Source organism: uncultured Faecalicoccus sp., assembly GCF_944325745.1.
Classification (GTDB): Bacteria; Bacillota_I; Bacilli_A; order Erysipelotrichales; family Erysipelotrichaceae; genus Faecalicoccus.
In genome coordinates this window covers 1-9,310 of record NZ_CALVBG010000050.1, presented here as the reverse complement: position 1 = coordinate 9,310, position 9,310 = coordinate 1, and the positions used below count along the sequence as shown (strand labels likewise).

Genomic DNA, 9,310 nt, shown 5'->3' with positions numbered 1-9,310 from the left:
AAGAAAAGGCGGATCAAGCCTTTTCTACAACATGTTCTGCATCTTTATAGATACTGTGCGCGGGAATCACGCCCCGAACACGGGATAATGGATAAATATTTGTGTCTATGCCAATGACCGTCCCTGGATTGAGAACTGAGTTGCATCCGACTTCCACATGATCTCCCAGCATCGCCCCCATTTTCTTCAATCCGGTTTCAATGGCCTTTTCTTTGTCTTTGACGACAACTAAAGTTTTATCGCTTTTGACATTGGATGTGATCGAACCCGCACCCATATGTGAATAATAGCCTAAGATAGAATCGCCTACATAGTTATAATGCGGCGTCTGGACATGATCAAACAAGATCACATTTTTAAGCTCTACGCTATTTCCTACCACACAGTCGGCACCCACCAAGGCATTGCCGCGGATAAAGGCGCCATGCCGAACCTCGGTACGCGGACCAATGATGCAGGGAGCTCCTAAATAAGCAGTGGGCGCAACCACAGCTTCCGGATGAACCCAGACTTGCGGCTGGATTTCCTTATAATCTTTTAAAGTCGGGCCGAGCTCCAGGATCAAATCGTGGATTCCTTTTAAAGCTTCCCAAGGATATGTAAATTTTTGTAAGTATTCTTTTGCCAAAGTATGATCTAAATCATACAACTCTTGAATCGTAACCATCATCTTTCACTCCAATCCTCTTTTATTCTAAAAAAAAGCCTGCCCATTAGGCAAGCTTAAGATTTTAAATCTTTTGATTCTTCTAAAGATCCCATCGCTTTCTGGATCGCTTCCGTTAAGATCGAAACTATATCCGTTTCTTCCTGTGGAAAGAGATCCAAATAGATCCTTTCGTAAATCAATGAATCGGAATCCACAATGCAGTAAGTTCCCGCATAAGGACGGATCTGAAGCGTGTCCTGGGTCAACATCTGGTTCGATAGAACCCATTCTTTTCCATCTTGATTCCATCTAGTTGTACTGATCTTTACCTCAATATCCGGAAATTCTTCAAAGAAGTGCTCGATCACAGACTGTTTTGTCTTCGCATTGGAAACCAAAACGTGATCGATCGGCATTTCCTTCAAGGTGACGAGCAGCTTGTAACGCATATCCCGCGAAAAGTCTGTATTCCCAAAGAAGGAATCATCCATATAGAGAAAGTACATTAGCGATTAAAGAAGAAGTTTGGGATCGAATCATCCCCGTTTGTTTCTTCCACACTCGTTACAACCCCGGCCGTCGTTGGCGCCTGTACAGAAGGCTGTGTGAACAAAGATTCTTTAGGACGAGAATCGCTGCGTTTCTTGGCGACTTTCTTTGTTTCTTCAAATCCCGTTGCGATGACTGTAACGATGATGGCATCGCCTAACTGTTCGTTGATCGCAATACCGAAGATGCAGTCGACATCGCCTCCGGCAGCATCCTGAATGACTGCCACCGCATTCTGAGCATCAAACAAAGATACTTTATCACCGCCGGTGATATTGATGATCGCGCTGGTCGCTCCATTGATCTGAGCTTCCAATAATGGAGACTGGATGGCTTTTTCAGCGGCACTCACGGCCTTGTCTTCGCCTTCAGCCATACCGATACCGATCAAAGCACGGCCTTGATTCTGCATGACACTGCGAACATCGGCAAAGTCCAAGTTCACCAATGCCGGTACGGCAATCAAGTCAGAGATTGTCTGTACACCTTGACGAAGAACATTGTCCGCAGCCTGGAAGGCTTCTTCGATTGGCTTACGGCCAATGACTTCCAACAGATTATCATTCGATACGATGATCAAAGAATCCACGTGTTTCTTCAATTCTTCGATTCCGTCTGTCGCATTGTTCATACGACGTTTTCCTTCAAAGGTAAATGGTTTTGTCACAACGGCAACAGTTAAAGCGCCTTCTTCTTTGGAAATCTTTGCGATCAGCGGAGCCGCACCGGTTCCGGTTCCTCCACCCATACCGGCAGTGATGAAGACCATATCGGACCCTTTGATGGCTTCCCGAATCTCGCTTTCGCTTTCTTCGGCGGCTTTACGGCCAAATTCCGGATTTCCTCCGGCTCCTAATCCTTTTGTCGTTTCACGACCTAAAACGATCTTATTTTCACATGGCGAATTTTTCATGACCTGGATATCCGTATTGCAGATATAGAAATCAACTCCTTTGACTCCATCTGCAACCATGCGGTTTACGGCATTGGATCCGCCCCCGCCGACTCCTAATACACGAATTGTCGCAACTTGATTAAATTCTGTCATCTTTCGTACCTCCGTTTATTCCTTCTCTGTCAGAATCGCATTTTTTAATTTTTGTGTAAATCCACCCTCAGAGCCTGATTTCGCTCTTGTATTGATGGAATCGATACTGGCTTCTAATTCATTGTTGTTGACACAAATCTGATCACTATGACGGATCCGATTGACATATTGCCAGGCATATGCCATTCCTAGGCCGCAAACAAAAGCTCCATCACGAGCACCAATGGTCTGTTCTTCAAAAATCTGCGCTTTCGCATTGAAAGCTCCTTCCAATTGTGAGAATACGCGGATATTGGCCCCCTGTCCTGTCAGGACATAACGCATGGAAGATTGAGCGGCGATCGGCGCACAGGCTTCGTTGACATCTGCGATCCAGCTGCGGATCTTTGCCAGACAACTTGTGGTCAATTCTTGCAGCGTGATCTCTACACGCATTTCTTCTTTTTGTTCGATATAGCAGATCACATCACTGGCTTCACTTTCGTTGGCAGTAAAGATGTTCTGCAGCAGGCGATAACATACTTCATCGCTGAGATGATATTTCGCTTGCAGATCAGTTGTAAAGGAATGGTATCCTTCTTCTAAGGTTGTAGTATTCAACAAGCGTCCATGTTGGAACAGTGAAAGCGTGCAATGCTCTTTCTCCAGATCAATCAAGATCGTGGCTTTGTCCGGATCGGAGATCAAGACACCTGTCTCCTGGGCCAGTGCATAAGCATCGATGCAAACATCTAAGATCTGCAGATTCGCTTGTTCTACACAACGCGCATAAGCATACATTGTTTCCTTGTCGGCATATAACAAATCGATATCCATGAAGAAATCATCACATTCTTCACCGATCGGCATTTTTGTCGTTTCCTGACCATTGACAATATAGGCAATTCGATTCGCATTAACGAATACGAGTTCTTCTCCCAGCTGTTTTTCAATGGCTTTATTAAATCCCTGCTGAATATGGAATAAACGAATTGTTCGTGTTCCATCTCCAATTTGTATATGGATCTTTTGACTACTGCGATGAACGTTGACGCTTGGGATTGCGAGCAACACACGTTCTATACGAAAGCCCAAAGCGCTTTGCGCATTCTTACAGGCTTCCTGAATGGCTTTAACAACGGCTGCTTCATTGCGAATCTTCTGTCCTTGTACCCCGGAACATTGTACACGTTCAACGCGTAAAACATTGTTACGGGCTTCATAGACTTCTAAAACAATCAGACGTATTTCCTGATCCGCAATTTCCAGAGTCGCATACACTTTTTTCTTAGGCATTCGAATTCTCCTTTTTCTACTTTCGAATCATGTTCAATTATAACAAATTTCTTTATAGAAGTTTAGTCTATTTCTAAAAACAACTCATTTTTTATTTCATGGAGACAGTAATCTGTGCGCTCGTATCGATTGGAGTATTTGGAGCAACACTTTGAGCCGTTACCGTTCCATAACCATCCGTCTGTATCTGTATGCCCGTCAGATCCCAGAAAGCCGTGATATCTTTTCGTGTCCAACCGGTCATATCGGGCATTGTGATCTGATTGCCATCCGTCAACAAGAAGATCCGATCTCCCGAGCTGACCAAACTTCCAGCCGATGGGTATTGTTGGATCACCGTCGAACCATTTCCGATGGTCACGATTTGGCTTTTCCATCCCGACATTTTACTATTGGCATAGTCAAGGGAATGATTGACAAGATTAGGCATCGTATACGTTTCCCAAGTTTCTGCTTCTTCGCTGTTCGCTTGACTTTGGGCACCACTGCCGCTGACTCCATAGGTCACCAACGCCGCTTTCATGATATTTTGGAATTGTTCCGCACTGTAATTGACATAATTCGGACCGATCATGCCCCAATAGACCATAACCTTAGGGTCTTCTGCCGGAGCCGCCGCGATCACACTGGAAGTATAGTTGACTGTATCATATTTCCCCGTATCCGGATTATAATATTCTCCTGTCCCGGTCTTGACGGCCATAGAAACGCCTTCAATAGCAAATCGGGCCCCCGTTCTTCCTTCATCCAGCACATGCTTCATCATCTCTACCATTTTATTGGCTGTTTCGGATGAGATCGGATTTCCTGTTTCTTTGGTCGAATAACTTTTGATTGTTTCTCCCGATTGTGCATCTTCGATCGAATCCACGACATAAGGACGCACCATCGTTCCTTCATTAAAGATGGCCGAGTAAGCCTGCATCAACTGTAAAGCGGTAATCGAACTGGCTTGTCCAAATCCGCTGGATAAATAGTCCATAGGCAGGCCGATGTTCTTTGTTCCTGTCGCTTCCGTAACATAAGGAATGCCGGTTTCTTTAAAGAATCCGAAAGCATCCAGATACTCTTCCAGAGATCCATAGTTCATGTAGTTTGCCAACAGTTCACAGATCCCCACGTTACTGGAGAATGCGAGTCCATCTTCAAATGTCAGTGTCCCAAAATCCTCATTCAAGGCATCACTGATGGCCGGATATGGAGTTTTGGTCCCGTTGGCAACACGAACGATCCGTCCGGTTGCAGTATCAAACGTATACGTGAAGGTTCCGGCACGGAACATCGTATTTTCCGGGAAGGTCCCCGTATCGACCGCTGCCGCATACGTGAACACCTTCATGACTGACCCTGGCTCATAGGCGACCATGCTGACATAATCATTATACGTTGGAATCTCTTCATGTTTATTTTGATCAAAAGTAGGATAACTGGCCCACGCCAGGATCTTACCGGTCTCTACTTCCATCACAACTGCCCAAGCACTAGAGGCACTGTTGTTTTTTATCGTTTCCTCCATGGCTTTTTCAACCGTCACCTGAAGATCCGCATCAATAGTCAAAACGACACTGTCTCCATCTTCAGCTTCTTCATAGACTTTCGTTGTTCCCGGAAGCACACTGCCATCCACAGCTTGTTGATATTGTACACGACCGTCTTTTCCAGACAAAATATCATCCATTGTCTGTTCCAATCCCATTTTTCCTACGATTTTTTGTTCATCTTCATCATAGGTCGCAAAGCCTACAAGGTTGCTGGAGAAAGGTGTGGTCGGATAATTTCGATTGCCCGTTTCAATAAATGCAATGCCCGGCAGGTCCAACTCTTGCACTGCTTTCATCGTTTCTTCGTCCAATCGTTTGGTTCCTGCTCCTAATTCTGTTTGCGACAACTTTTTCTTTTTCGCATTCTTGATGATCTTTTCTATATTTTCCTCATCCGCTTTTTTTAAAACTTTGCATAATTTTTTCGCCGTAGTCGATGCGCTTTTGACATAGTTGGGATTTCCTTCTGAATCCACGACACTGGAATCCAAGTACGCAACAATGGTCCAAGCTTTTACTTCCTGGGCAATTACATTGTGATTGCGGTCATAGATCGTGCCGCGTTTGGCTTCTACCTTCGTATCTACGATCGAAGACGATATTTTTGAATTCAACGCGCTTTCGCCTGACCAAAAATGAGTTTTTGTAACCATAGTGAAAAGAACATTAGCAACCACTAATGTTCCAATCATCACCATCACTTGAATCATTCGATAAAGCTGTTTATTACTTCGCCTGATCGTGCGACGCATCACACGTGGATCAAGCGACTGTTTTCTTCTACGCTTTATTTTCATTCAGCATCCACCTATCCGAACTAATTGTTGATCACATAGATATTGTCTTGATTTTCAGTTAGTTCATCTTCTACGATACCTAACATTTTATTCTTATCTTGGATCGAAGAAATATCTGTTTTCAAAGTATGAACTTCATCTTGTGTTTCTGCCAATTCTGAAGCTAATCTTTGATCTTCTACAGAAAGTGTAATATTGTACGAATTCAAGCCGATTTTAGAAAAACAATAGAAGACACATGAAAGGCAGAACGCCAGAAGTAATAACTTCTCCGGACGTAATTGGCGAATATTTCTTTTTTGTTTCTTTTTATTATTTTTTGTTTGCCGCATATTAACTGTCCTTTTTTTTCAATCCCCTCAGTTTTGCACTATGAGCTCGGCGATTTAACGCAAGCTCAGAGTCCGAAGCCGTTACCGGTTTCCTTGAAATCAACTCATATTCTAAATTTTCTATCCCAATTTGCGGCAGACGCCTGTCTACCTTTTTCTGTACAGCCACTTCTTTGAACATCGTTTTTACCATACGATCTTCCAAAGAATGAAAAGTAATCACGACCAGTCGTCCCTGTGGCGCCAACATCTCAATCGCATCCCGCAATGCCATTTTCAATTGATCCAACTCTTGATTAACTTCAATGCGGATCGCTTGAAAGATCTGCTTGGCCGGATGCCCCTTTTGATTGAGAACCTTTGCCGGAAGACAAGATCGAATCACTTCCACTAAATCAAAGGTCGTATCAATCGGCTTTTCCTGACGACTTTTCACAATAGCCTTTGCGATCCCATACGCATGCGGATCTTGACCATAATCACGAAAGATACGAAACAGTTCCTCTTGAGGATATGTATTGACGACCATCCACGCATCTAATTTTTGTGTTTGATCCATCCGCATATCCAGGCGCGCATCGTATCGATAGCTGAATCCTCTTTCCGGGTCATCAAATTGAGGACTGGAAACCCCCAGATCCATCAAGATCCCGTCCACTTTATCTACCCCATATGCAGCCAATGCCGATCTCATATGGCCAAAGTCCGTATGGATGCAGGTGAAATTGTCACCAATCTTGGATAATCGAACCTGGCTTTCTTCTAAAGCTTGTCGGTCTCGATCCAAGCCATACAAATGACCCTTTGGACATCGTTTCAGGATCTCTGCACTATGGCCCCCTCTGCCTAATGTGCAGTCCACATAGATGCCATCCTCTTTGACATCGAGCATTGTGATCGTTTCGGTTAAAAGTACACTTTGATGTTCCATGTTACTCCATGAATCCGTTTAAAGCTTCTGCAGCTTCTTCAAAGGAACCTGACTGTTCTTCTTCCAATTGTGTCCAACGCTCTTTAGACCAAATCTCTAAATGATTGGCCATCCCTACGATCAGACACTCTTTTTCCAAACCAGCCAAATCGATCAATGTGCGAGGTATAAGGATTCTTCCCTGGCTGTCCAGGTCTACCTCCGCTGCCTTTGACAACATCATACGCTGAAACATACGCGCATCTTTGTTGGTGGAAGGCAAGGTCGATAGTTTTTTATACACCGCCTCCCATTGAGAAGAGGTATATACATACAAGCAGCCGTCCAAACCGCGGTTGACAACGACGTGTTCACCAAGATCTTCTCGAAATTTCGCTGGCATAATCAATCGCCCCTTACGATCGATATTATGTGCGTATTCCCCCATGAACACGTGTCATCACCCCCACCTTTAGACACTTTCCGCTACTTTGCACCACCATAATACATCATTTCGCTCTGTTTTGACAACTTTTTTTTCAATAAATATTATTTTTATACAATCGGTTGAACCTTCAACTTTTTTTAGACCAAAAAAATACAAAATCTATTGGATTTTAGGCTTTTTTCGGTATAATTGAAAAGGTTTCAAACCCATTTGAGAGAGGTGAGATCTTGAATCTATTTGTATTTATTCTGGCTCTGTTGCCGATTCTGTGGCTGATCGTGGCGCTGACCGTGTTCAAATGGCCCACTTTTAAAGCGGCGATCGGCTCTTTGATCCTCAGCGCAATTCTAGCCGTCACGTATTGGCACATGCCGATCATCGATATGACAACGGCCCTTGCCGAAGGGTTTGCGATGGCTTTATGGCCTATCATCATCGTGATCATTGCAGCCGTCTTTACATATAACCTGACATTGCGGACAGGCGCCATGGAGATCATCAAACAGATGATTGCTTCTGTCAGCAGCGACCGCCGTATCATCGTTTTATTGATTGCCTGGTGCTTTGGCGGATTCATGGAAGGAATGGCCGGTTTTGGAACAGCGATCGCGATTCCCGCCAGCATGCTGGTCGGTCTGGGCTTCAAGCCGCTGTTCAGCTGTCTGGTTTGTTTGTTGGCCAATGGTGTCCCGACGCCTTTCGGTTCCATCGGGATCCCTACTGTCACCTTAGCCAACCTGGTCGGATTGGAGAACACTTCCCTGGCCTTTATGACCAGTCTTCAGCTAGCCCCTTTTGTGATTGCTGCTCCGTTTTTGATCGTTATGGCAACTGGAAAAGGTCCGAAGGCTTTAAAAGGAATGATCCCTTTGACGCTGGCTAGCGGTCTAGGCTTTATTCTTCCGCAGTTAGCCGTCAGTTATTTTGTCGGCGCCGAGTTGGCTGTCGTTGTCGGCAGTGTATGTTCCTTATTATTCACGATTCTTTTAGCGCTAAAGAAAAAACCGGACCCGCATTATGAAATGCAGGTCCAGTCAAAAGAAAAAATTACTCTCACAAAAGCCATCACGGCTTGGAGCCCTTTTATTTTGATCTTTTGTTTCCTTTTATTGACATCGAAGCTCGTGGCTCCGATAAATGAAGCCTTATCGGTCTTCTCGACCCAAATGACGATCTACACAGGATCCCATCCTAATTTGGTTTCCTTCTCCTGGATCAATACGCCAGGCGTCTGGATCTTCTTGTCGGCCATTTTAGGCGGATGGATCCAGAAAGCTCAACTTCAAGACTTCATCCAAGTCTTGATAGAAACACTCAAGCAGATGAAAGAAACGATGATCACCATGCTTTGTGTATTGGCCTGTGCCAAGATCATGGGCTATGCCGGGATGATCAGCGATATTTCCAGTTTCGTGATTTTGATCACCGGAAGCTTCTATCCTTTCTTCGCCCCTTGGTTTGGCGCTTTGGGAACCTTTGTCACAGGATCCGGAACCAATTCCGGCGTCTTGTTTGGCCAAGTCCAGATGGAGGCCGCCCAAGCCTTGCAGGCGAACAGTTTGTGGATCGTCGCCTTGAATTCTCTGGGCGTGGCTGTCGGAAAGATGCTCAGCCCGCAAAGTCTGGCGATTGCCTTGAGCAGTGTCGATTCCAAAGGCCAAGATTCCAAACTATTGTCGATGGTCTTGCCTTATGGCGCTGTGATGATCCTCTTGATGTCGATCCTCGCCTTTGTCGGCAATATGATCCTTTAATAAAAAA

9 protein-coding genes are annotated in these 9,310 nt (G+C 44.7%); 1 reads left to right on the top strand and 8 read right to left on the bottom strand.

Features of this window, described 5'->3' with window-relative positions:
* Nucleotides 1-13: 13 nt before the first annotated feature.
* The 8 genes from Q0J48_RS05550 to mraZ all read right to left on the bottom strand — a co-directional run bounded on the left by Q0J48_RS05550 (nucleotide 14) and on the right by mraZ (nucleotide 7,555).
* Nucleotides 14-667 (bottom strand): UDP-N-acetylglucosamine pyrophosphorylase, encoded by a 654-nt coding sequence (locus tag Q0J48_RS05550; RefSeq protein ID WP_296242380.1) that lies wholly within the window; start codon nucleotides 665-667, stop codon nucleotides 14-16.
* A gap of 56 nt (nucleotides 668-723) precedes the next feature.
* The gene (locus Q0J48_RS05545) at nucleotides 724-1,098 is read right to left on the bottom strand and encodes a hypothetical protein (protein ID WP_296242377.1); all 375 of its coding nucleotides are present in this window, start codon (nucleotides 1,096-1,098) and stop codon (nucleotides 724-726) included.
* 56 nt (nucleotides 1,099-1,154) lie between these two features.
* Nucleotides 1,155-2,246: a cell division protein FtsZ gene (gene ftsZ, locus Q0J48_RS05540; protein WP_296242374.1), complete on the bottom strand. Its 1,092-nt coding sequence runs from the start codon at nucleotides 2,244-2,246 to the stop codon at nucleotides 1,155-1,157.
* Nucleotides 2,247-2,261: 15 nt separating this feature from the next.
* The gene (locus Q0J48_RS05535; protein ID WP_296242372.1) at nucleotides 2,262-3,521 is read right to left on the bottom strand and encodes a hypothetical protein; all 1,260 of its coding nucleotides are present in this window, start codon (nucleotides 3,519-3,521) and stop codon (nucleotides 2,262-2,264) included.
* A gap of 91 nt (nucleotides 3,522-3,612) precedes the next feature.
* On the bottom strand, nucleotides 3,613-5,859 hold the full coding sequence (locus tag Q0J48_RS05530) for a penicillin-binding protein (protein WP_296242370.1): 2,247 nt from the start codon (nucleotides 5,857-5,859) through the stop codon (nucleotides 3,613-3,615).
* A gap of 20 nt (nucleotides 5,860-5,879) precedes the next feature.
* The gene (locus tag Q0J48_RS05525; RefSeq protein WP_296242369.1) at nucleotides 5,880-6,191 is read right to left on the bottom strand and encodes a hypothetical protein; all 312 of its coding nucleotides are present in this window, start codon (nucleotides 6,189-6,191) and stop codon (nucleotides 5,880-5,882) included.
* A 1-nt stretch (nucleotide 6,192) separates the two neighbouring features.
* Nucleotides 6,193-7,122 (bottom strand): 16S rRNA (cytosine(1402)-N(4))-methyltransferase RsmH, encoded by a 930-nt coding sequence (gene rsmH / locus Q0J48_RS05520; protein WP_296242368.1) that lies wholly within the window; start codon nucleotides 7,120-7,122, stop codon nucleotides 6,193-6,195.
* A 1-nt stretch (nucleotide 7,123) separates the two neighbouring features.
* Nucleotides 7,124-7,555: a division/cell wall cluster transcriptional repressor MraZ gene (gene mraZ, locus Q0J48_RS05515; protein WP_296242367.1), complete on the bottom strand. Its 432-nt coding sequence runs from the start codon at nucleotides 7,553-7,555 to the stop codon at nucleotides 7,124-7,126.
* Between the two features lie 221 nt (nucleotides 7,556-7,776).
* Here mraZ and Q0J48_RS05510 point away from each other — a divergent pair, with 221 nt between their 5' ends.
* Nucleotides 7,777-9,303: an L-lactate permease gene (locus Q0J48_RS05510; protein ID WP_296242365.1), complete on the top strand. Its 1,527-nt coding sequence runs from the start codon at nucleotides 7,777-7,779 to the stop codon at nucleotides 9,301-9,303.
* Nucleotides 9,304-9,310: the final 7 nt, after the last annotated feature.

Excerpts from the sequence above, each read along its gene's own strand:
- Q0J48_RS05550 (WP_296242380.1), bottom strand. The coding sequence starts at position 667 with ATGGTTACGATTCAAGAGTTGTATGATTTAGATCATACTTTGGCAAAA.
- Q0J48_RS05545 (WP_296242377.1), bottom strand. The coding sequence starts at position 1,098 with ATGCGTTACAAGCTGCTCGTCACCTTGAAGGAAATGCCGATCGATCAC.
- ftsZ (WP_296242374.1), bottom strand. The coding sequence starts at position 2,246 with ATGACAGAATTTAATCAAGTTGCGACAATTCGTGTATTAGGAGTCGGC.
- Q0J48_RS05535 (WP_296242372.1), bottom strand. The coding sequence starts at position 3,521 with ATGCCTAAGAAAAAAGTGTATGCGACTCTGGAAATTGCGGATCAGGAA.
- Q0J48_RS05530 (WP_296242370.1), bottom strand. The coding sequence starts at position 5,859 with ATGAAAATAAAGCGTAGAAGAAAACAGTCGCTTGATCCACGTGTGATG.
- Q0J48_RS05525 (WP_296242369.1), bottom strand. The coding sequence starts at position 6,191 with ATGCGGCAAACAAAAAATAATAAAAAGAAACAAAAAAGAAATATTCGC.
- rsmH (WP_296242368.1), bottom strand. The coding sequence starts at position 7,122 with ATGGAACATCAAAGTGTACTTTTAACCGAAACGATCACAATGCTCGAT.